19 protein-coding genes and 4 tRNA genes are annotated in these 18,736 nt (G+C 57.1%); 10 read left to right on the forward strand and 13 right to left on the reverse strand.

Features of this window, described 5'->3' with window-relative positions; translation table 11 throughout:
• Positions 1 to 150 precede the first annotated feature (150 nt).
• On the forward strand, positions 151 to 480 hold the full coding sequence (locus R0I78_RS13255) for a PepSY domain-containing protein (protein WP_317075667.1): 330 nt from the start codon (positions 151 to 153) through the stop codon (positions 478 to 480).
• 140 nt (positions 481 to 620) lie between these two features.
• On the opposite strand, the gene R0I78_RS13260 is transcribed toward R0I78_RS13255, so the two are convergent.
• The 3 genes from R0I78_RS13260 to bioH all read right to left on the reverse strand — a co-directional run bounded on the left by R0I78_RS13260 (position 621) and on the right by bioH (position 2,596).
• The gene (locus tag R0I78_RS13260; protein WP_019934728.1) at positions 621 to 1,337 is read right to left on the reverse strand and encodes a YebC/PmpR family DNA-binding transcriptional regulator; all 717 of its coding nucleotides are present in this window, start codon (positions 1,335 to 1,337) and stop codon (positions 621 to 623) included.
• A gap of 91 nt (positions 1,338 to 1,428) precedes the next feature.
• Positions 1,429 to 1,749: a hypothetical protein gene (locus R0I78_RS13265; RefSeq protein WP_317075668.1), complete on the reverse strand. Its 321-nt coding sequence runs from the start codon at positions 1,747 to 1,749 to the stop codon at positions 1,429 to 1,431.
• A 76-nt stretch (positions 1,750 to 1,825) separates the two neighbouring features.
• Positions 1,826 to 2,596 (reverse strand): pimeloyl-ACP methyl ester esterase BioH, encoded by a 771-nt coding sequence (bioH, locus tag R0I78_RS13270; protein WP_019934726.1) that lies wholly within the window; start codon positions 2,594 to 2,596, stop codon positions 1,826 to 1,828.
• Between the two features lie 27 nt (positions 2,597 to 2,623).
• Between bioH and R0I78_RS13275 the strand changes: the two genes are divergently transcribed.
• Positions 2,624 to 3,319 carry a ComF family protein gene (locus tag R0I78_RS13275; protein ID WP_317075695.1) on the forward strand — a complete coding sequence of 232 codons (696 nt, stop codon included), beginning with the start codon at positions 2,624 to 2,626 and terminating at the stop codon, positions 3,317 to 3,319.
• 72 nt (positions 3,320 to 3,391) lie between these two features.
• On the forward strand, positions 3,392 to 3,970 hold the full coding sequence (gene nfuA, locus R0I78_RS13280; protein WP_019934724.1) for a Fe-S biogenesis protein NfuA: 579 nt from the start codon (positions 3,392 to 3,394) through the stop codon (positions 3,968 to 3,970).
• 266 nt (positions 3,971 to 4,236) lie between these two features.
• Here the strand turns inward: nfuA and gpsA are convergent, their stop codons facing one another.
• The 3 genes from gpsA to R0I78_RS13295 are packed head-to-tail and all read right to left on the reverse strand — an operon-like array spanning position 4,237 to position 6,191.
• Entirely contained in the window at positions 4,237 to 5,241 is a 1,005-nt protein-coding gene (gpsA, locus tag R0I78_RS13285; RefSeq protein WP_317075669.1) for an NAD(P)H-dependent glycerol-3-phosphate dehydrogenase, read from the reverse strand.
• Entirely contained in the window at positions 5,241 to 5,726 is a 486-nt protein-coding gene (secB, locus tag R0I78_RS13290) for a protein-export chaperone SecB (protein WP_019934722.1), read from the reverse strand. The genes gpsA and secB overlap by 1 nt, the downstream gene beginning before the upstream one ends.
• Positions 5,727 to 5,759: 33 nt before the next feature.
• Positions 5,760 to 6,191 carry a rhodanese-like domain-containing protein gene (locus tag R0I78_RS13295; RefSeq protein WP_019934721.1) on the reverse strand — a complete coding sequence of 144 codons (432 nt, stop codon included), beginning with the start codon at positions 6,189 to 6,191 and terminating at the stop codon, positions 5,760 to 5,762.
• 215 nt (positions 6,192 to 6,406) lie between these two features.
• On the opposite strand from R0I78_RS13295, the gene gpmM reads away from it, so the two are divergent.
• Both gpmM and envC read left to right on the forward strand, forming a co-directional pair.
• A complete protein-coding gene (gene gpmM, locus R0I78_RS13300) occupies positions 6,407 to 7,939 on the forward strand; it encodes a 2,3-bisphosphoglycerate-independent phosphoglycerate mutase (protein WP_317075670.1) in 1,533 nt (510 codons plus the stop codon).
• Between the two features lie 10 nt (positions 7,940 to 7,949).
• Positions 7,950 to 9,155 carry a murein hydrolase activator EnvC gene (envC, locus tag R0I78_RS13305; RefSeq protein WP_019934719.1) on the forward strand — a complete coding sequence of 402 codons (1,206 nt, stop codon included), beginning with the start codon at positions 7,950 to 7,952 and terminating at the stop codon, positions 9,153 to 9,155.
• A 187-nt stretch (positions 9,156 to 9,342) separates the two neighbouring features.
• Here the strand turns inward: envC and R0I78_RS13310 are convergent, their stop codons facing one another.
• Positions 9,343 to 9,594, reverse strand: a complete 252-nt coding sequence (locus R0I78_RS13310) for a YkgJ family cysteine cluster protein (protein ID WP_019934718.1) — start codon at positions 9,592 to 9,594, stop codon at positions 9,343 to 9,345.
• Positions 9,594 to 10,256: a gamma-glutamylcyclotransferase gene (locus R0I78_RS13315; protein WP_317075671.1), complete on the reverse strand. Its 663-nt coding sequence runs from the start codon at positions 10,254 to 10,256 to the stop codon at positions 9,594 to 9,596. Before R0I78_RS13315 ends, R0I78_RS13310 begins: the two co-directional genes overlap by 1 nt.
• 14 nt (positions 10,257 to 10,270) lie before the next feature.
• Between R0I78_RS13315 and R0I78_RS13320 the strand changes: the two genes are divergently transcribed.
• Positions 10,271 to 10,648 (forward strand): acetyl-CoA sensor PanZ family protein, encoded by a 378-nt coding sequence (locus R0I78_RS13320; RefSeq protein WP_019934716.1) that lies wholly within the window; start codon positions 10,271 to 10,273, stop codon positions 10,646 to 10,648.
• Between the two features lie 28 nt (positions 10,649 to 10,676).
• The gene (locus tag R0I78_RS13325) at positions 10,677 to 12,053 is read left to right on the forward strand and encodes a class II fumarate hydratase (protein WP_026344796.1); all 1,377 of its coding nucleotides are present in this window, start codon (positions 10,677 to 10,679) and stop codon (positions 12,051 to 12,053) included.
• A gap of 57 nt (positions 12,054 to 12,110) precedes the next feature.
• On the opposite strand, the gene R0I78_RS13330 is transcribed toward R0I78_RS13325, so the two are convergent.
• The 5 genes from R0I78_RS13330 to R0I78_RS13350 all read right to left on the reverse strand — a co-directional run bounded on the left by R0I78_RS13330 (position 12,111) and on the right by R0I78_RS13350 (position 13,631).
• Entirely contained in the window at positions 12,111 to 12,956 is an 846-nt protein-coding gene (locus R0I78_RS13330) for an IclR family transcriptional regulator (protein WP_317075672.1), read from the reverse strand.
• Between the two features lie 183 nt (positions 12,957 to 13,139).
• Positions 13,140 to 13,216: transfer RNA gene (locus R0I78_RS13335), tRNA-Pro, on the reverse strand.
• A gap of 116 nt (positions 13,217 to 13,332) precedes the next feature.
• A tRNA-Leu gene (locus tag R0I78_RS13340) sits at positions 13,333 to 13,419 on the reverse strand.
• Positions 13,420 to 13,453: 34 nt separating this feature from the next.
• Positions 13,454 to 13,529: transfer RNA gene (locus tag R0I78_RS13345), tRNA-His, on the reverse strand.
• A 25-nt stretch (positions 13,530 to 13,554) separates the two neighbouring features.
• A tRNA-Arg gene (locus R0I78_RS13350) sits at positions 13,555 to 13,631 on the reverse strand.
• Positions 13,632 to 13,858: 227 nt separating this feature from the next.
• Between R0I78_RS13350 and R0I78_RS13355 the strand changes: the two genes are divergently transcribed.
• The 3 genes from R0I78_RS13355 to R0I78_RS13365 are packed head-to-tail and all read left to right on the forward strand — an operon-like array spanning position 13,859 to position 18,662.
• A complete protein-coding gene (locus R0I78_RS13355; protein WP_317075673.1) occupies positions 13,859 to 14,425 on the forward strand; it encodes a TetR/AcrR family transcriptional regulator in 567 nt (188 codons plus the stop codon).
• Between the two features lie 25 nt (positions 14,426 to 14,450).
• On the forward strand, positions 14,451 to 15,572 hold the full coding sequence (locus R0I78_RS13360) for an efflux RND transporter periplasmic adaptor subunit (protein ID WP_317075674.1): 1,122 nt from the start codon (positions 14,451 to 14,453) through the stop codon (positions 15,570 to 15,572).
• Positions 15,573 to 15,584: 12 nt separating this feature from the next.
• A complete protein-coding gene (locus R0I78_RS13365; RefSeq protein ID WP_317075675.1) occupies positions 15,585 to 18,662 on the forward strand; it encodes a multidrug efflux RND transporter permease subunit in 3,078 nt (1,025 codons plus the stop codon).
• Positions 18,663 to 18,736: the final 74 nt, after the last annotated feature.

The raw sequence follows: 18,736 nt of genomic DNA on the forward strand, positions 1-18,736 counted from the left end.
GTCTCTGTCTGCTTCAAGCATATCGCGTTTGGCTGACAGCCGGCTGAAGCTGTCCGTTATTACCGAATATCAGCACACATTTTTATGACATTCAGGTGTCTGTCAGGAAAACAGCGCACACTGAAACAAGACACCAGAAGGAGACAGACCATGAAATATCTTTCCCTGAGCGCAACCGCCCTGGCTCTGATGCTGGCCGCCGGCAGTGCCCATGCCGATGACGACTGTCACGATGCCGTTGCAGACTGGCAGCCCCGTGAAAACCTGCGCCAGATGGTGGAGCAGCACGGCTGGCAGGTGCACCGCATTAAAGTGGATGACGGCTGCTATGAGGTCAAGGGCCGGGACCGGCACGGTAACCGGATAGAAGCGAAATATGCACCGGCTTCCCTGCGTATTCGCAGCCTGGAAGTGGAATTCAGTGAAAACAGCGATCTCTCGGCTTATGATGATTTACCAACAGCGTCGCGGAGACACTAAACCGGATAATGGCTCCCCTGGGGCTGGATGTGCAGACCCTCAAGGCGGAAGGCCGATACCGGGAAGATGTGTACTGAGAGCGCAAAAGGGGCAGCCTGCCGGCTGCCCCTGTGACGATAGGTTTACAGAGTAAGGATGTATCAGTATTCGGCGTTGTGATACACGTTCTGAACGTCGTCCACATCGTTGAGCATATCAAGAAAGCGCTCCATCTGAGCCACATCATCACCGCTGATTTCTACCGTGGTCTGGGGCACAAACTGAATGGCATCCACCTCAAAGTCGATGCCTTCAAAAGCATCGATCAGCGCTTGTTTGGCCTTGGCATATTCGGTATTGGGCGCAAAGACGGTGATCTTGCCGTCTTCCAGCTCAATGTCAGTTACATCTACATCAGCCATCATCAGGGCTTCCAGTACGGCCTCTTCGTCGTCACCGTCAAATACCAGAATCGCGCAGTGATCAAACATGTGGCTCACTGTGCCCGAAGTACCCAGCTTGGCCTTGACCTTGTTAAAGCACTGACGCACGTCACCAATGGTACGGTTGGGGTTGTCGGTCAGGCAGTCCACAATCACCATGCAGTTGCCCGGGCCAAAGCCTTCATAGCGGGCGGGTGAAAAATCTTCACCGGCACCGCTGGTGGCCTTTTGCAGGGCTTTTTCAATTACATGGGTGGGCACCTGGTCTTTTTTGGCGCGTTCGATCAGGCCACGCAGGCTCAGGTTACCATCGGGGTCGGCACCGCCGGCTTTGGCGACCACGTAAATTTCGCGGCCGTATTTGCTGTAGACCTTGCTCTTGGCATTGGCGGTCTTGGCGATGGATTCTTTGCGGTTTTGATAGGCTCTGCCCATGACGTGATCTCGTTGTTCAGCAAAAAGAGCACGAATTTTACACACAGCGCCGGATTATTTCTATTTTCAGTCAACGGCCACTGCGCGGTCGTCAGACCTCCACATCCAGCACGGCATCCGCCTGCCCTTCCAGGTCGTGATAACGCCGGTTGATCACTTCCAGCCGGCGGCTCATGGCCGGGCTGGTGCCAATCAGACAAACCGCGCCCTGATGCAGACTCAGCCAGGCTTCAAAGGCTTCTTCCCGCCGGCTGCGCTGGCGTTGCCGGTCACGCTGACGAATGGCCACATAAGGCTGTACCGCCCGAATAACCGGGATGGCAGGGCGGCGCACATTATCTGCCCGGGCCGCCTCGGTGGCGGGCTGGGCCGGATTGGGCGGCATATTGGGCAGAATGACGGGTATGGCCATAACGGTTTCCTTCAAGGCGAGATTGCCTGTCAGTTCTGACTATAGCCCAGAGCGTCCGGCGGGGCAGCAAGCTGGCTCACTTCAGCCGGTGCAAAAAGTCTCTTATTCTGTCCGCAGTGGCATCGGGGTGAGAAATAAAGGGCGCGTGAGAGGCTTTGGGCTCAATATGGCTGTCACTGTCAGGTGCCAGCTCGTCGGTCAGCACCGCCGCCTTGCGCGGCACCAGACCATCAAGCCGGCCATAAAGCCGTAGCAGCGGCATCTCCAGCTGTGCCAGCTGGGCCCGAAGGTCAGTCTCGCCCAGCAGACCAAGGCCAGCTGCCAGTGCCCGGGGATCCGGTGCCGGCCGGCTGGCCAGACTGTTACGCAGCCGACGAATGTCTTCTCTGGCATGCTCGCTGCCCATGGCCTGCAGTGCCAGGAAACGGTTCACTACCTGCTGATGGTCCTCTGTCAGTTGCTGTTCAAAACCACTCAGCACCTCGGGCTTAATACCGGGCCAGCCCGCTTCACTGACAAAGCGGGGCGAACTTGCCAGGGTAATTAACGCGCTTAGCCGCTGTGGTGCCTGCAGTGCCGCCTGAGTAGCCACCAGCCCGCCCAGCGACCAGCCCAGCCAGGCGGCGTGTTCCGGCACCACTTTCAGTACACTGGCGGCCCAGTCAGCCAAAGAGCTGCCTGCTGGCAACGGCGCGCTGTGGCCAAATCCCGGCAAGTCCACCATATGCAGACAAAAATCACTTTCCAGCCTGCCGGCCAGCTCATGCCAGACGCCGCCGTTCATGCCCCAGCCATGCAGCAACACCAAATCAGGGCCACTGCCCCGCCGTTCTGTATATACACTCATTACATGTTTCCTTATCGTCTCCGGCCCATCATACGGCCCCTGCTGGCCCGCTTACAATCCGGCCCGCTGTGGCAGGGACAGTGCCTGTTGTGCCGGCAGGACTGTGATGAGCAGCCATTGTTATGCCGGCATTGCCGCACCGGTCTGCCGGTGCTGACTTATCCCTGCCCGGGTTGTGCTTTTCCGCTGCCAGTAGACGATGCCCACTGTGGCCGCTGTCAGAAACAGCCGCCGGCCTGGCAGCGCATGCGAGTGCTGGCCCCTTTTGATGCTCCCTTTAACCGGCTGATCCACGATCTGAAATATCACGGAAAAATGCTCAATGGCCGCCTGCTGGGGCACTTGCTGGCTGCTGAGCTGACCCCGCCATGGCCTGAAGCCATACTGCCGGTGCCGCTGCACTGGTGGCGACAGTTGCGCCGGGGCTTTAACCAGAGCCATGAAATAGCCCGTGGCCTGCAGTCATGCCTGGATTTGCACATAGATAGCCGGATGCTGCGTCGGGTGCGTGCCACCGCAGCGCAAACCCATCTGAGCAGAGCAGAGCGCCGGCGCAATCTGACCGGAGCCTTTGCTGTTGCTAACTGCCGCTATCGCCACGTCGCCCTGCTGGACGATGTGATCACCACCGGATCCACCATGACGGAGCTGACTCACTTGCTGCACGACAATGGCGTGGAAACCGTCGAAGTCTGGGCAGTGTGCCGCACTCTTGAACGCTGATCACTATTCAAGCGCTGGCAACAGGAGTATGATTTAAAGTTGAGTTGTTTAGTCAGGTTTACGAGGATAGCGATGATTACGATTTCCGAAACCGCCCAGGGGCACTTCTGCAAGCTGCTGTCGCAGCAACCGGAAGGCACCAATATTCGCGTGTTTGTGGTTAACCCCGGCACACCCAATGCCGAGTGCGGCGTTTCTTACTGTCCTCCCGATGCAGTGGATCCGGAAGATACCCATCTGCAGTTTGATGGTTTTGAAGCCGTGGTTGACCCGCAAAGCGCCCCCTTTCTGGAAGAAGCCGAAATTGATTTCGTCACCGATCAGATGGGCTCTCAGCTGACCCTGAAAGCTCCCAATGCCAAAATGAGCAAGGTGCCGGATGATGCCCCTCTGGCCGACCGGGTCGAATATGTGCTGCAGTCCCAGATCAACCCCGGGCTGGCCAGTCACGGCGGTCAGGTAGTGCTGACCGAGATCACCGAAGACGGTCTGGCCATTCTGCAGTTTGGCGGCGGCTGTAACGGTTGCTCCATGGTAGACGTGACCCTGAAGGAAGGCATAGAGAAGCAACTGCTCGAGCTGTTCCCGGGTGAACTCAACGGCGTGCGTGACGCCACCGAGCACCAGCGCGGCGACCACTCCTACTACTGAGTGCCTTCGCCCCAAAGCAAAAAGGAGCCATTAGGCTCCTTTTTTGTTTGCTTCGGGTTTACTACTCCGCCCTTGGGTTACCCTGAACTGACTGATTGCAAGCAGAACACGCAGATATTACTCGAAGCAGCAGTGGGGATTGCCGTAGCCGACCATTAAATGCCATGGATGGCATTTTCGAGCGTTACAGGGAAGTACTTGTAGCGTGTCGGCGGAGTGCAACCGCACTGATGCTTCGTGCTGCCTGCTTCAAGCTTCCAGCTCTGCTACTCCGCTTTGCGATCCCGGCTGAGCAGGGCAATGGCGGCCTCTTTGGCGTTCTTGCCTTCATACAGCACTCGGTATACCTGATCGCAAATGGGCATTTCCACCCCGTGGCGGCCCGCCAGCTGATGCACCTCGGCGGCATTGCGGTAGCCTTCCACCACCTGCCCGATTTCGGTCATGGCGGTATCTACGCTCTTGCCCTGCCCCAGTGCCAGGCCAAAACGACGGTTACGGGACTGGTTATCAGTGCAGGTCAGCACCAGATCACCCAGCCCGGCCATGCCCATAAAGGTTTCCTGCTGAGCACCCAGGGCCACGCCCAGACGTTGCAGCTCGGCCAGCCCGCGAGTGATAAGCGCAGTGCGGGCATTGGCACCAAAACCCAGCCCGTCTGCCAGACCGGCACCAATGGCAATCACGTTTTTGACGGCACCGCCCAGCTGCAGCCCCACCATATCGTCGTTCAGATATACCCGGAACGAGCGGCCACAGTGCAGCAGATCGGCCAGCTCTCTGGCAAAGCCGGCATCGTTGGATGCCAGGGAAATAGCCGTGGGCAGGCCCATGGCCAGCTCTTTGGCAAAGGTTGGCCCCGACAATACCGCCAGCGCCCTGTTTTCACCCAGAATATCGGTCGCAACCTGCTGCAGCAGGTTGCCGGTATCCGGATCCAGCCCCTTGGTTGCCCAGGCAATACGACTGTCCGGGCGCAAAAACGGCTTTATTTGGCGTAACACATCGGCAAACACATGGCTGGGCACCACAATCAGCAAATTGCGGCTGGCCTGCACCACTTGCTGCAGATCCGCGTTCGGTATCAGGCTGTCGGGAAAGGCCGCATCGGGCAGAAAAACCTTGTTACAACGGTCTGCCGCCAGCGTGGCCACCTGCTCGGGCCTGTGGCTCCACAGCAGGGTACGGTGGCCGTTGCGGGCCAGCGCAATAGCCAGGGCCGTGCCGTAAGAGCCGGCCCCCAGCACTGAAATGGCAGCCTGCCGGGTCATCAGGCATCGGCCTGCTGCTGTTGCTCCTGAGCGCGCTGCATATGAGCGGCAAACAGAGCATCAAAGTTGACCGGCGCCAGATTCAGCTGTGGGAAGGAGCCCTTGTTCACCAGACCGGATACAGTTTCACGGGCATAGGGGAACAGAATATTGGGGCAGAAAGAACCCAGGCAATGAGCCAGCTGCGGCTCGGCCATGTTACCGATGGTGAACACACCAGCCTGCTGAATTTCACACAGGTAAACGGTTTCGTTTTCGCCCATGTTGCAGGTGACGGTCAGGGTCAGCACCACTTCAAATACATTGTCACCCAGGCGGGCGCTTTTGGTGTCGAGATCCAGTTTAACTTCAGGTTTCCATTCCTTCTGGAACACCACGGGCGTACCCGGTGCTTCAAAGGAAACGTCTTTCAGATAAATACGCTGGATCTGAAATTCTACCTGTTGTTGCGCCTGAGTGTCGGCACCGTTTGCTGCTTCAGCCATGAAACTATCCTTTTGCTCAATGGGTTATAAAAATTAACGCTTGGTGGTCACCGGCAGGTTCTGAGTGCGCCAGTCGGTCATGCCGCCGCGCAAAGTATGAACCTGGCTGAAGCCCGCCTTGCTCAGCAGGCGGCCGGCTCCGGAGGTGGTCATGCCGCTTTCACAGACCAGCACCAGCGGTTTGTCTTTATACTTTTCAATCAGATTGAGGTTGTTGGCCTTCAGCTGACTGTTGGGTACATTAATGGCACCGGCAATATGGCCTTTGCGGAATTCTTCTGCGGTCCGAATATCCACCACGGCAGCATTCTGCTTGTTAATCAGCATGACCGCTTCCTGAGCCGGAATCACCTTCACCTTGGAAAAACGGGCAATGATAAAGGTATATATCACTGCCATGGCCAACCCCAGCCAAACCATGCTCAGCAGCGGATGCCGGCCGGCAAAATCAAGGTATTCTTGCATGATGTTACTTCTTGCGAATTAAAGACGGAAAAGCCCGAGTATACATGGGGAAACATCAAATAACAGCCGCCGCTGTCCGCCCAAATGCGGGACGGATCACCCAATGGCAAATCCCACACCCCTTGTCTGGTGACCAATTCGGCAATTGTAGTAAAATGACACACAGTTTCAGTTTTCATCGCATGACACTTTAAATAACGATATAGGGTTACACCATGAACTCGACCAAAAAACCCCTGGTACTGCTGATTCTCGACGGCTGGGGGTACAGCGAAAAAACCGAACATAACGCCATTCACAGCGCTCATACTCCCGTGCTCGACGGCCTGATGAAGAACCGGCCTTCCACCCTGATCTCCACGTCAGGTGACGATGTGGGTCTGCCCGACGGGCAGATGGGCAACTCGGAAGTAGGTCACGTCAATATTGGTGCCGGCCGCATTGTTTATCAGGACTTCACCCGCATCGGCAAGGCCATTAAAGACGGCGACTTCTTTACTAACTCGGCCCTGACCAAGGCGGTGGATGGTGCCGTGAGCAAGGGCAAAGCGGTGCATATTATGGGCCTGCTGTCGCCCGGTGGCGTGCACAGCCATGAAGATCATATTGCTGCCATGATTGAACTGGCCGCCCAGCGCGGTGCCGAACAAATCTATCTGCATGGCTTTCTCGACGGCCGGGATGTGGCCCCGCGTTCAGCCATGAGTTCACTCCAACGTTTTGACGATTTGTTTACAAAACTGGGTAAAGGCCGGCTGGCCTCCGTCATTGGCCGCTACTACGCCATGGACAGGGACAACCGCTGGGAGCGGGTGCAAATTGCCTATGATCTGCTGACTCAGGGCAAGGCGGAATACAGCGCCGGATCAGGTCCTGCTGCCTTACAGGCAGCCTATCACAGAGACGAGAACGACGAGTTCGTAAACGCCACTGTGATCGGCGAGCCGGTTATCATGCAGGATGATGACGCCGTCATCTTTATGAACTTTCGTGCCGACCGGGCCCGGGAGCTGACCCGTGCCTTTGTGGAGAGCGACTTCGCCGGCTTTGAACGCAGCCACTATCCGGCCCTGTCCGATTTTGTGATGCTCACTGAATATGCTGCCGATATTCACACCAGTTGCGCCTATCCGCCGGTCCGGCTGGAAAACACCCTCGGAGAGTGGCTGGCCAATCACAACAAGACCCAGCTGCGCATCTCTGAAACCGAGAAATACGCTCATGTTACCTTCTTCTTTAATGGCGGCATGGAAGACTGTTTCAGGGGCGAACAGCGCGAGTTGATTCCAAGCCCTCAGGTGGCCACCTATGATCTGCAGCCGGAAATGAACTCTGAGCAGCTCACCGACAAGCTGGTAGACGCCATTGAAAGCGGCGAGTTCGACGTCATTATCTGCAACTACCCCAACGGTGACATGGTAGGTCATACCGGTGTATTTGAAGCGGCGGTCAAAGCCTGCGAAGCGGTAGACAGATCTATTGGCCGGGTGGTGAAAGCCCTGGAGAAAGTCGGTGGCGAAGCCCTGATCACCGCCGATCACGGCAATGCCGAGCAAATGGTCAACCCACAGACAGGTCAGGCTCATACCGCTCATACCAACCTGCCGGTGCCGCTGATTTACATCGGCCGGGATGCCACGCCGGTAGCAGGCGGCAGGCTGTCCGATCTGGCCCCTACCATACTGACCCTGATGGGGCTGGAGATTCCGCCGCAAATGACTGGCAAGCCTCTGATGGTTCTGAAATAATCACGGCCCTATGGGCACGCAAAGACTGATTGTTTCGTTATTGCTGAGCACCGGCCTGATGGCCGGTGCTTGCGCATGGGCGGACGACAGCAAGGACCTGGGCAATGTAAAAGGACAGATTGCCAGCCAGCAAAAGGATATTCAGACTCAGCAGCGGGAGCTGAAGGCATTGCAGCAACAGCTGGCCAAGGATGAAAAAGCCATTTCCGCCATGGCACGACAGCTGAACCAGACGCGCAACAAGCTGAAAGGCAACGAGCAGGAGCTGGCCCGGCTCGATCAGGAACACAAAGCCCTGAACCGTCAGGCTGATGAACAAAAACAGCAGCTGGCCACACAGCTGCGCGCTGCCTATCAGAATGGCCGCCACGATTATCTGAAGCTGCTGCTTAATGGTCAGGACAGCAGTGATATAGACCGTCTGCTGCACTATTACGCCCACCTTAACCAGGCCCGCGCCGATGCGCTGCACAGACTGGCCGACATTCGCCGCCAGCTGGCGGATAACCGCCGCCGGGCCGAGCAGAGCCGGGTTCAGCTCAAAGCGCTGCTGGCAGGCCAGCAACAACAGCAACAATCGCTGCAACAACGGCAAAATGAGCGTAACCAGACCGCTAAAAAGCTTAACGCTCAGCTGGAGCAGGGTAACCGCCGGCTGGCCAATCTCAAGCAGGCTGCCAGCCACCTTGAACAACAGATAAAAGCCGCCGCCGAGCGCGCCGAACGAGAACGGCTGGAGCGTGAACGCCGTGAAGCCGCTGCCCGTCGTCAGCCCGGCCCCTCGGGTCACACGCCGGTGGTGGCCAAAACTCAAGGAAACTTTGGCGGCCTGGCCAAAGGCAGCCTGCCCTGGCCACTGAAAGGCAAACTGCAGCATCGCTTTGGCTCATCGCGGACCAGTGAACTGAACTGGAAAGGCCTGCTGATTTCCGCTCCCGCCGGACGGCAAGTCAGTGCGGTGGCCAATGGCCAGGTCGTGTATGCCGACTGGCTGAACGGCTTTGGCATGGTGATGGTGATTGATCACGGAAAAGGTTATTTAAGCCTTTACGGTCATAATCAGTCTTTACTGCTGGGGCCCGGTGACAAGGTCAAGGCCGGCCAGGCCATTGCTCTGAGTGGTGAAAGCGGCGGCCAGGACAAGCCCGGCCTGTATTTTGAAATACGCTACAAAGGTCAGGCCGTGGATCCCCTGCCCTGGCTGCGCCGGGGTTAGGACGTTCTCAGAACACAAAATCGACGAATAGCAGCAGGCAACGTCGATGCTACCCGAAGCAGCAGTGGGGATTGCCGTAGCCGACCATTAAATGCCATGGATGGCATTTTCGAGCGTTACAGGGAAGTACTTGTAGCGTGTCGGCGGAGTGCAACCGCACTGATGCTTCGTTGCACAAGTGCAACAGTCAGGCCGTCGCCGCTTCCAGCTCGCTGATAAGCCAGATGGCGTTGTCCCGGCTGGTGCCGCATACGTCTTCGGCCGGGTTGAAACGGGCACACAAAGCCGGCCGCTCGGGCCTGCCGAACAGCTCACAGCGCATGTCTGCCATTAAATGAGCACAGGGCACGCCCGCCGGTTTACCATTGGGCATGCCCGGCAAAGGTGCACTGATGCTGGGTGCAATACAACAGGCACCACAATTGGAGCGACACTCCATTAATACTCTCCTTCCGCCGGCAGCAAAGCGGCCAGTGCGGATACATGCTCGTCGTGCACGCCCTGGGCAGCCAACGCACTCGCCAGATTCAGCAAATATTCCCGGTTACTGCCGCTGGGGCCGTGAGCGCGGGCGATGTGAGCTGCCATTTCCTTCAGCGGAGCGGCTCCCAAAAAAGCCGCATTATCTTCGGTGGCAAGATAAATCAGCCCTTCCTCACCCCGGCCGCCGTCAAACCGGATGATGACCCGCTCCCGCAAATAGCCGTTCTTTTCTCTGAGGTCGAGCCCGGCCAGCACCGCCGGCTCAATACGATAGGCCATGCCATAACAGAGCGCGTCCGGCTGACGGGTCAGGGTTGCCACCCGCCCCGGTAACTCCGGCGTGCCTCTGTGATCATGAGAACCCTGCCAGAACCGCCGCGCCCAGCCTTCAATATAAGCGGGCCTGCGTTCAATAAAGGCAAAGTCTGCCTTCCAGATCAGGGAGCCATAACCAAACAGCCAGAAGCTGTCGTGCTGATCGAAATGGGTCATGGCGCTGTTGTGCGCCCGGGTATCAAAGCTCATTGCAAACATCATGGTAGAAAACACGCCGCCATGATGCCGCTCGGGCCGGCGTTTGTCGAACCGGCCGCGTGTTAGAATAGGTATTTTCATCATCAGGGAGCGGCATTATGCGCCTTACCATACACCGGCTTACTCACCTTCCCGAGCAGCATCATCAGCATGCCGGACTTATTCTGCAGCAGCATACTCTGCCGGAGAAACAGCCCTTTTTACTGGCCACCTTCAACGATAAGGCGGTGGCCATGGCGTGGCACCGGCAGGAGCAAATTGTATTTTTTGCAGTACGGGACATTACCCGCCGCCGGGGCGTAGGCAGCGAGCTGCTGCGCCGGCTGAAAGAGCAGGCCAAAGCAGAGGGCCTGACCCGGCTGGAACTGAATTTGAACGACGCGCCTGAACAGCAAACCGAGGCACTGGCGGCGTTTTTTGAGCAGGCGGGCTTTCACCGTCAGCAAGGAGTGCTAAGCTGTTCTTTGTATTCCTAACATCCTGAAATGAAAGGGGGAAGCAGTAATGAAAATGCGAACAGAGCAAGACTCCATGGGCAAAATAGAGGTGCCGGCCAAGGCCCTTTATGGTGCTCAGACCCAGCGCGCCATTAACAACTTTCCCATTTCAGGCACCCCTCTTCCCGCCGGCTTTATTCATGCGGTGGCAGCCATCAAGGCAGCCTGTGCCCATGCCAATAGTGAACTTGGCCGGCTGGAACAAAGCAAGGCCGATGCAATTCTTCAGGCCGCCCATAGTGTGATGCAGGGTCAACATGACGATGCCTTTCCGGTGGATGTGTTTCAGACCGGCTCGGGCACCAGCACCAATATGAACGTTAACGAAGTACTGGCGAACCTTGCCAGTGACCATGCCGGTCTGCCAGTGCACCCTAATGACGACGTCAACATGGGCCAGAGCTCCAATGACGTGATCCCGTCGGCCATTCATGTCAGTGCGGCGCTCGCCTTCAGCCGGGATCTGCTGCCGGCGCTGCACCAGCTGGAGCAAACCATACTGGGAAAAGGAGAACAGCTGCAGAACAAGGTAAAAACCGGCCGCACTCACCTGATGGATGCCATGCCCCTGCGCTTTGATCAGGAGCTGGGTGGCTGGGCCACTCAGATACAATATGGCCGCGACCGGCTGCAGGGGCTGCAGAGCCGGCTGCAGCAGCTTGCTCTTGGCGGCACCGCCATCGGCACCGGTATCAATGCCGATCCGCGTCAGGCCAGGCTGGCTTGTGACTACCTCAATCAGCTCACCGGCCAGGCGTTTTGTCCGGCAGAAGACTACTTCTATGCGCTCAGCAGCCAGGACACGGCGGTGGAGCTGTCGGGCCAGCTGAAAACCCTGGCGGTGGCACTGATGAAAATTGCCAACGATCTGCGCTGGATGAACTCGGGACCGCTCACCGGTGTGGCCGAAATTCAGCTGCCGGCGCTGCAGCCGGGCTCATCCATTATGCCTGGTAAGGTCAACCCGGTTATTCCCGAGGCGGTGGCCATGGTGGCAGCGCAAGTAATAGGCCTGGATGCCGCCAATACCGTTGCCGGGCAGTCGGGCAATTTTCAGCTGAATGTGATGCTGCCGCTGGTGGCCAGCAACCTGCTCACCATGATCAAGCTGCTGGCCAACTGTACGCCCCTGCTGGCAGAAGCCATTGACGGCTTTATCCTGAACGAGGCACACATTGAAAAAAACCTGGCCCGCAATCCCATACTGGTCACGGCGCTGAATCCGGTGATCGGCTATGCAAAAGCCGCCGTCATTGCCAAAAAAGCCTATGCCGAGGGTCGCCCTGTTCTTGAGGTGGCGCAGGAAGAAACCGAGCTGTCTGACGCCGAGCTGCGCGAACTGCTTGACCCCGCCGCCCTGACCCGGGGCAGCCAGCAGCGTTAGGCCAGCCAGAGCAAGATGAGTGAATAAAATCGGCAGGTTGGAACGAAGCCCATCATGCTAGCGGTCAGTCTCCGGCTTTCGGCTGTTTGCTTTGGGAGTTTTGCCGCCAATCGCCTGCGTCACTTCCCTGGCAGCGTCCATTACCAGGGCACTGAGCTGGGGAATGCGCTCCCACTTTACCCGCACCGCCGGGCCCGAGATGGAAATGGCAGCCACCGCCTCGCCGTATTCGTTATAAATGTTGGCGGCAATGCAGCGCAGCCCTTCAAACTGCTCCTCGTCGTCGAGGGAATACCCCTGACGGGCAATTTTAACCAGTTCCTGCTCAAACTGGCTGGGGTTGATAATGGTGTGCTCTGTGTAGGCTTTCATACCGCCATTACGTACCAGCTCCAGCGCCTCTTTCATGGGCAGGGCCGACAGCAGCGCCTTGCCCACGCCGGCGGCATGCACTGGCGAGCGGCTGCCCAGAGACACCACCATACGCATGGTCTGGGGGGATTCCACCTGGCCCACATAAACCACGCTGCCCTGCTCCAGAATGGCCAGGTTGGAGGTTTCACCGGTTTCTGCCACCAGCCGCTTCATATGCGGCCTGGCCTGGGCAATAAAATCGCGCTTTTTAAGGTAGGCATTACCGATGGAAAAGGCATTAACGCCTATGCTCCACAATCCCTGAGTATCATCAAGATCGACAAAGTCATAGCTGCGCAGGCTGTTCAGCAGGCGATGGGCGGTAGAAGGTGCCAGCCCCAGGCTGCCGGCCACGTCGGTCAGCGACATGCCCATATCAGAGGCGGCCAGCCGTTCCAGCAGCAGCAGCGCCCGGGACAGGGACTGAACCTGGGTGGCACCACCCGCCTTGGTGTTTTTGGTTTTTTTGAGTTTTGTTTCGTCAGCCATTAAAAAGCCGTGTATTACAGAGACCTGGCTCACATTGTATGGTTAATTGTCGCGCAAGTCCCGCCCTGTGTGGCGCTAACTGTATACAGAAGAAAGGAAAATGAAAAACACGAATGCGCTAAACAGCGTCATGCCGATGCCGTGCTGCAGACGTAAAAAAACCGACCCTGAGGTCGGTTAATTTGGTCGGCGTTGCAGGATTCGAACCTGCGACCCTCTGGTCCCAAACCAGATGCGCTACCAGGCTGCGCTAAACGCCGGAAAACGTTGTATTACTTTAAATCTGTTCGGGTCGCGACCCTCTGGTCCGCTTATTCTCAAAACACGAGATACACTACCAGGCTGCGCTAAACGCCGTTAAACTGTTTGAAAGCAGTGGTGCGAAGGGGGGGACTTGAACCCCCACATCCGTAAGGACACTAACACCTGAAGCTAGCGCGTCTACCAATTCCGCCACCCTCGCATCGTGTACTGCTTTCCAGGCCGTGGCCTGAAACTGGGGTGACCGACGGGGCTCGAACCCGCGACAACTGGAATCACAATCCAGGACTCTACCAACTGAGCTACGGTCACCAGTATTACCTTGTCCAAAACCGAATGGCGCGCCCGACAGGATTCGAACCTGTGACCTCTGCCTCCGGAGGGCAGCGCTCTATCCAGCTGAGCTACGGGCGCTCTACATTTGGACGCTGCGAATACTAAGCGTCAGCCCTGCCCCTGTCCAGTACTTTTTTACTAACAAGACACGCCTGTCGCTTTTATCAGCACATTGCTGCTTTTTTTAACTAAAGTGATGATAAGGCCTGATGCAGACAATTGACTTGAGCCGGTAATTCTCTAGAATCCTCAAAAGAGGAATGAACGTTCATTCACTCTGGGTTTCAAATGACGATGAGCAAGACATGGTAAACAAACGCGAGCGCATTCTTAATGCAGCGGAACACCTGATCGCCCATAAAGGTTTTCAGGGCATGTCGATGCAGCAGGTGGCCAACGAGGCCAATGTGGCCGCCGGCACCATTTATCGCTATTTCAAGGATAAAGAAAGCCTGCTGCGTTGTGTGCATGAAGAGCGGCTGCAGGATGTATCTCAGGCGCTGCTGCAAGGGGTGAACACGCAACAGCCTTGCCTGGCGCAATTTCGCGTGCTGTGGCGTAACTGCCTGCATTATTTGCTGAGCAACCCCGACTGCCTGCTCTATCGTGTGCAGTATGAAGCGTCTCCCCTGTTCACACGGGAGGAGGAAGTGCGCATGGATGAACGTTACTTCAAGCCGGTGTTCGAGTTTTTTGAACACGGCCGTGAAACCGGCTTGTTCCGGGATCTGCCGGCAGAGCTGCTGGGCTTTCTTGCCATGGAAAACCTGATGTTGCTTACCCAAAAACACACCCGGGGCTGCATTCAGCTGAGTGATGCTATTTTTGATGAGCTGATGGATGCTGCCTGGAACGCTATTTTAAAACGCTAACAACCACGTCGCGGGAGTGACTTCGATGAAAAAGTGGACCCTGTCCATGCTGCTGCTGGTAATTCTTATCTTTGGCAGCGTCATTGGTTTTAACCTGTTCAAACAAAAAATGATGGCCCAGTATTTTGCCAATATGCCGGTGCCCAGCTTTCCTGTCACCGTTACCGAAGTAACACCACAAGACTGGACTCCTCGTATTGCTGCTATCGGCTTTATTGAGCCGATTCAGGGCATTAACGTCAGCAACGAGTCTGCCGGCATTGTCCGTGCCATTCACTTTGAATCGGGTCAGCAGGTTAAAGCCGGTGATGTGCTGCTGGAACTGGATGCCGATGTAGAGAAAGCCAACCTGCGCAGTGCCGAGGGCCGCCTGCCTGCAGTTCAGGCAAACCTGGAGCGTATGCGTCAGCTGTTCCAGCGTGGCTCAGTGTCTCAGGGCCAGCTGGATGAGGCCAACGCCAACTACCGGGAACTGCTGGGGCAAATTGACTCTCTCAAGGCCACCATAGAGCGCCGTACCATTCGCGCGCCTTTTCAGGGGGTGATGGGTATTCGTAACGCCTTTCTGGGGCAGTATCTGAATGCCGGCACCGATATTGCCCGGCTGGAAGACATCAGCCAGTTCCGCATTCGCTTTACCATTGCGCAGACCCGCATTGCCGATATTAAGGTAGGACAAACCCTGAATATTCTGGTGGATGCCTACCCGGATACGCCGTTTGAAGGTGAAATTGCCGCCATTGAACCGCAGATTAACCCTGAGTCCGGTGTGGTGCAGGTGCAGGCCAGCATTCCCAATCCCGAAGGCAAGCTGCGATCCGGCATGTTTGCCAAGCTGGATGTACAGCTGCCGGTGAAAACTGACCAGATTCTGGTGCCTCAGCATGCCATTAACTTCACCCTCTACGGCCAGACCGTGTATGTGGTAAAAGAAGAGCAGACCGACGATGGCGAAACCGTGCAAGTGGCCAGCCAGCGGGTAGTGGAAGTGGCCGAGCGTGAACAGGACTACGCCCGCGTGGTAAAAGGCCTGGAAGCCGGTGAAACCATAGTCACTTCGGGTCAGGTGCGCCTGTCTAACGGCAGCCGGGTCAAGCCGGTGGAAAGCGACGCCCTCAACACCCCAGAGTCGGCCCCCCTGCTGTAAGCGGAGAATTCCATGCGTTTTACCGATATCTTCATAAAACGGCCGGTACTGGCCGTCTCGATCAGCCTGCTGATCGTGCTGCTGGGGCTGCAGTCCCTGCAGAACATGCAGGTGCGAGAATATCCGGAAATGACCAACACCGTCATTACCGTGAACACCGGCTATTACGGTGCCAGTGCTGATCTGATACAGGGGTTTATCACTCAGCCTCTGGAGCAGGCCATTGCCCAGGCCGACAACATCGACTTTATGTCGTCGTCGAGCAGTAACGGCAAGTCTGTTATTACCGTACAGATGAAGCTGAACACCGATTCCAACGCGGCGCTGTCCGATATACTGGCCAGGGTCAATTCGGTGCGCTCACAGCTGCCCCGGGAAGCGGAAGATCCCAGCCTGGAGATGACCACGGGAGCCTCCACCTCCATCATGTACATTGCGTTCAGCAGTGAGCAGCTTAACTCGCCCCAGATCAATGACTATCTGGAGCGGGTAGTGCGGCCACAGTTTTATTCGGTGGATGGCGTTGCCAAGATCAACCTGTTTGGTGGTGCCAAGTTTGCTCTGCGCATCTGGATTGATCCCCTGCGCCTGGCGGCTCAGCAGCTGACCGCTGCCGAGGTGCTGTCGGTGCTGCAGGCCAACAACTACCAGGCAGCCGCCGGCCAGTCTACCGGCTATTACATGCTCTATAACAGCGACATCAATACTCAGATAGAAACTGCCGAGGAGCTGGAGTCACTGGTGGTAGCAACCCGGGACGATGCCGTGGTGCGCCTGCGCGATGTGGCTAATGTGTCGCTGGAAAAGAGTCATGATGTGGTACGCGCCCTGGCTGATGGTCAGTCGGCGGTGATCATAGGTGTGGATCCGACGCCGTCGGCCAACCCGCTGAGCGTGGCTGAAAACGTGCGTAACATGCTGCCGGATCTCGAACGCAATATGCCCGACACCATCAAGATGGAACTGCTCTACGATGCTACCGATGCCATCAACGAGTCCATTTTTGAGGTAGTAAAAACCATTCTCGAAGCCTCATTGATCGTGGTTGTGGTGATCACTCTGTTCCTGGGCTCACTGCGCGCCGTACTGATCCCCATTATTACCATACCGCTGTCGCTGATAGGCGTGGCCATTCTGATGAGCGCCTTTGGCTTCAGTATTAACCTGATGACCCTGCTGGCCATGGTACTTGCCATCGGCCTGGTGGTGGATGATGCCATTGTGGTGGTGGAAAACGTCGACCGCCACATCAAGGCCGGAGAGTCCCCCTATCGGGCCGCTATTCTCGGCACCCGGGAAATTGCGGTGCCGGTGATCACCATGACCATCACCCTGGCGGCGGTATACGCACCCATTGCGCTGATGAGCGGCATTACCGGCTCGCTGTTCAAGGAGTTTGCGCTTACTCTGGCGGGGGCCGTATTTATCTCCGGCATAGTGGCACTGACCCTGTCGCCCATGATGTGTTCCAAGCTGCTCAAGCCCCACGACAACCCCAACCGCTTTGAGCGGGGCGTGGAGAATACCCTGGATCGCATGACCAACCGCTACAGCCGTATGCTGGATGCGGTGCTGGCCAAACGCCCGGTGGTCATCGCCTTTGCCCTGCTGGTGTTTGGCTCCATGCCGGTGCTGTTCAGCTTTATTCCCAGCGAGCTGGCGCCGAGCGAAGACAAGGGCGCCTTTCTGATGATGGCCAAGGCACCCAACACCGCCAACCTCGATTACATCGAAAATAATATGCGTGAAGCGGTGAAAGTGCTCAATAATGACGATGCTCTGTCCACTTCCCTGACCATTGCCGGCGTGCCCAACGCCAACCAGGGCCTGGCAGTCGCCGTACTCAAACCCTGGAGTCAGCGGGATGCGCAAAAAGCGGTGATTGAGCGGCTGACGCCACCGTTGCAGGCCATTCCGGCGGTGGCCATCAGTGCCTTTGAGTTCCCCGAGCTGCCCGGTGCGTCCAGCGGTTTGCCGGTGCAATATGTGCTGACCACCCCCAACAACTTTGAAAGCCTGTATGAAGTCGCCGCCGAGGTGCTGAAAAAAGTCAGCCAGAGCCCGCTGTTCGTCTACAGCGAGCTGGACCTGGCCTTTGACTCGGGCACCATGAAAATCAAGGTTAACAGAGACAAGGCCGGTGCCTATGGCGTGACCATGCAGGACATTGCCCTGACCCTGTCTACCATGATGAGTGACGGTTATGTGAACCGGGTGGATCTGGACGGCCGCAGCTATGAGGTGATCCCTCAGGTAGCCCGGGCCGACCGGCTTAATCCGGACTCCATCAAGGACTATTACGTGCGCGCCCATAACGGCGACATGGTGCCCCTGGCCAACCTGGTATCCATTACCATGGAAGCTCAGCCCCGCGCCCTGCCCCACTATAACCAGCTGAACTCGGCCACCATTGGTGCCGTACTCACGCCCGGAGTAAGCATGGGTGATGCCATTGGTTTTCTGGAGCAGGACGTCACCGCCGAACTGCCCAACGGTTATAACCACGACTATCTGGGCGCTGCCCGCCAGTTCGTGACCGAGGGCAATGCGCTGTATATGACCTTCCTGCTGGCGCTGTTCATCATCTTTCTGGTGCTGGCCTCCCAGTTTGAAAGTGTGCGCGATCCGCTGGTGATCATGGTGTCTGTGCCGCTGGCCATTTCCGGCGCTCTGGTGGCGCTGGCCTGGGGTCTGGCCACCATGAACATATACACTCAGGTGGGGCTTATTACCCTGGTGGGCATCATCACCAAGCACGGCATTCTGATGTGTGAAGTAGCCAAGGAAGAGCAGCTGCATCGTGGCAGAAGCCGGACCGAGGCCATTCGGGTGGCGGCCCGCATTCGTCTGCGCGCCATTTTGATGACCACTGCCGCCATGGTGGCGGGCCTGATTCCGCTGCTGTTTGCCACCGGTGCCGGTGCCTTCTCCCGCTTTGGCATGGGCATCGTCATTGTGTCCGGCCTGAGCATAGGTACACTGTTCACCCTGTTCGTGCTGCCGGTGATCTACACCTTCCTGGCATCACGGCATCAGCCGCTGCCGGAGTTTGACGAAACTCAGGCACCCAAGGCATTGCCGGAACAGTAAGCTGATTCAAATAAACCAAGGGCTGCATCACGCAGCCCTTTTTATTGAGCAATGCTGTAACAAGACAGGCAAAG

It is taken from the genome of Oceanimonas sp. CAM02 (assembly GCF_032842915.1).
Classification (GTDB): Bacteria; Pseudomonadota; Gammaproteobacteria; order Enterobacterales; family Aeromonadaceae; genus Oceanimonas; species Oceanimonas smirnovii.

Coding starts and splice junctions, on each gene's coding strand:
- R0I78_RS13255 (WP_317075667.1), top strand. CDS start 151: ATGAAATATCTTTCCCTGAGCGCAACCGCCCTGGCTCTGATGCTGGCC.
- R0I78_RS13260 (WP_019934728.1), bottom strand. CDS start 1,337: ATGGGCAGAGCCTATCAAAACCGCAAAGAATCCATCGCCAAGACCGCC.
- R0I78_RS13265 (WP_317075668.1), bottom strand. CDS start 1,749: ATGGCCATACCCGTCATTCTGCCCAATATGCCGCCCAATCCGGCCCAG.
- bioH (WP_019934726.1), bottom strand. CDS start 2,596: ATGAGTGTATATACAGAACGGCGGGGCAGTGGCCCTGATTTGGTGTTG.
- nfuA (WP_019934724.1), top strand. CDS start 3,392: ATGATTACGATTTCCGAAACCGCCCAGGGGCACTTCTGCAAGCTGCTG.
- gpsA (WP_317075669.1), bottom strand. CDS start 5,241: ATGACCCGGCAGGCTGCCATTTCAGTGCTGGGGGCCGGCTCTTACGGC.
- secB (WP_019934722.1), bottom strand. CDS start 5,726: ATGGCTGAAGCAGCAAACGGTGCCGACACTCAGGCGCAACAACAGGTA.
- R0I78_RS13295 (WP_019934721.1), bottom strand. CDS start 6,191: ATGCAAGAATACCTTGATTTTGCCGGCCGGCATCCGCTGCTGAGCATG.
- gpmM (WP_317075670.1), top strand. CDS start 6,407: ATGAACTCGACCAAAAAACCCCTGGTACTGCTGATTCTCGACGGCTGG.
- envC (WP_019934719.1), top strand. CDS start 7,950: ATGGGCACGCAAAGACTGATTGTTTCGTTATTGCTGAGCACCGGCCTG.
- R0I78_RS13310 (WP_019934718.1), bottom strand. CDS start 9,594: ATGGAGTGTCGCTCCAATTGTGGTGCCTGTTGTATTGCACCCAGCATC.
- R0I78_RS13315 (WP_317075671.1), bottom strand. CDS start 10,256: ATGATGAAAATACCTATTCTAACACGCGGCCGGTTCGACAAACGCCGG.
- R0I78_RS13320 (WP_019934716.1), top strand. CDS start 10,271: ATGCGCCTTACCATACACCGGCTTACTCACCTTCCCGAGCAGCATCAT.
- R0I78_RS13325 (WP_026344796.1), top strand. CDS start 10,677: ATGAAAATGCGAACAGAGCAAGACTCCATGGGCAAAATAGAGGTGCCG.
- R0I78_RS13330 (WP_317075672.1), bottom strand. CDS start 12,956: ATGGCTGACGAAACAAAACTCAAAAAAACCAAAAACACCAAGGCGGGT.
- R0I78_RS13355 (WP_317075673.1), top strand. CDS start 13,859: ATGGTAAACAAACGCGAGCGCATTCTTAATGCAGCGGAACACCTGATC.
- R0I78_RS13360 (WP_317075674.1), top strand. CDS start 14,451: ATGAAAAAGTGGACCCTGTCCATGCTGCTGCTGGTAATTCTTATCTTT.
- R0I78_RS13365 (WP_317075675.1), top strand. CDS start 15,585: ATGCGTTTTACCGATATCTTCATAAAACGGCCGGTACTGGCCGTCTCG.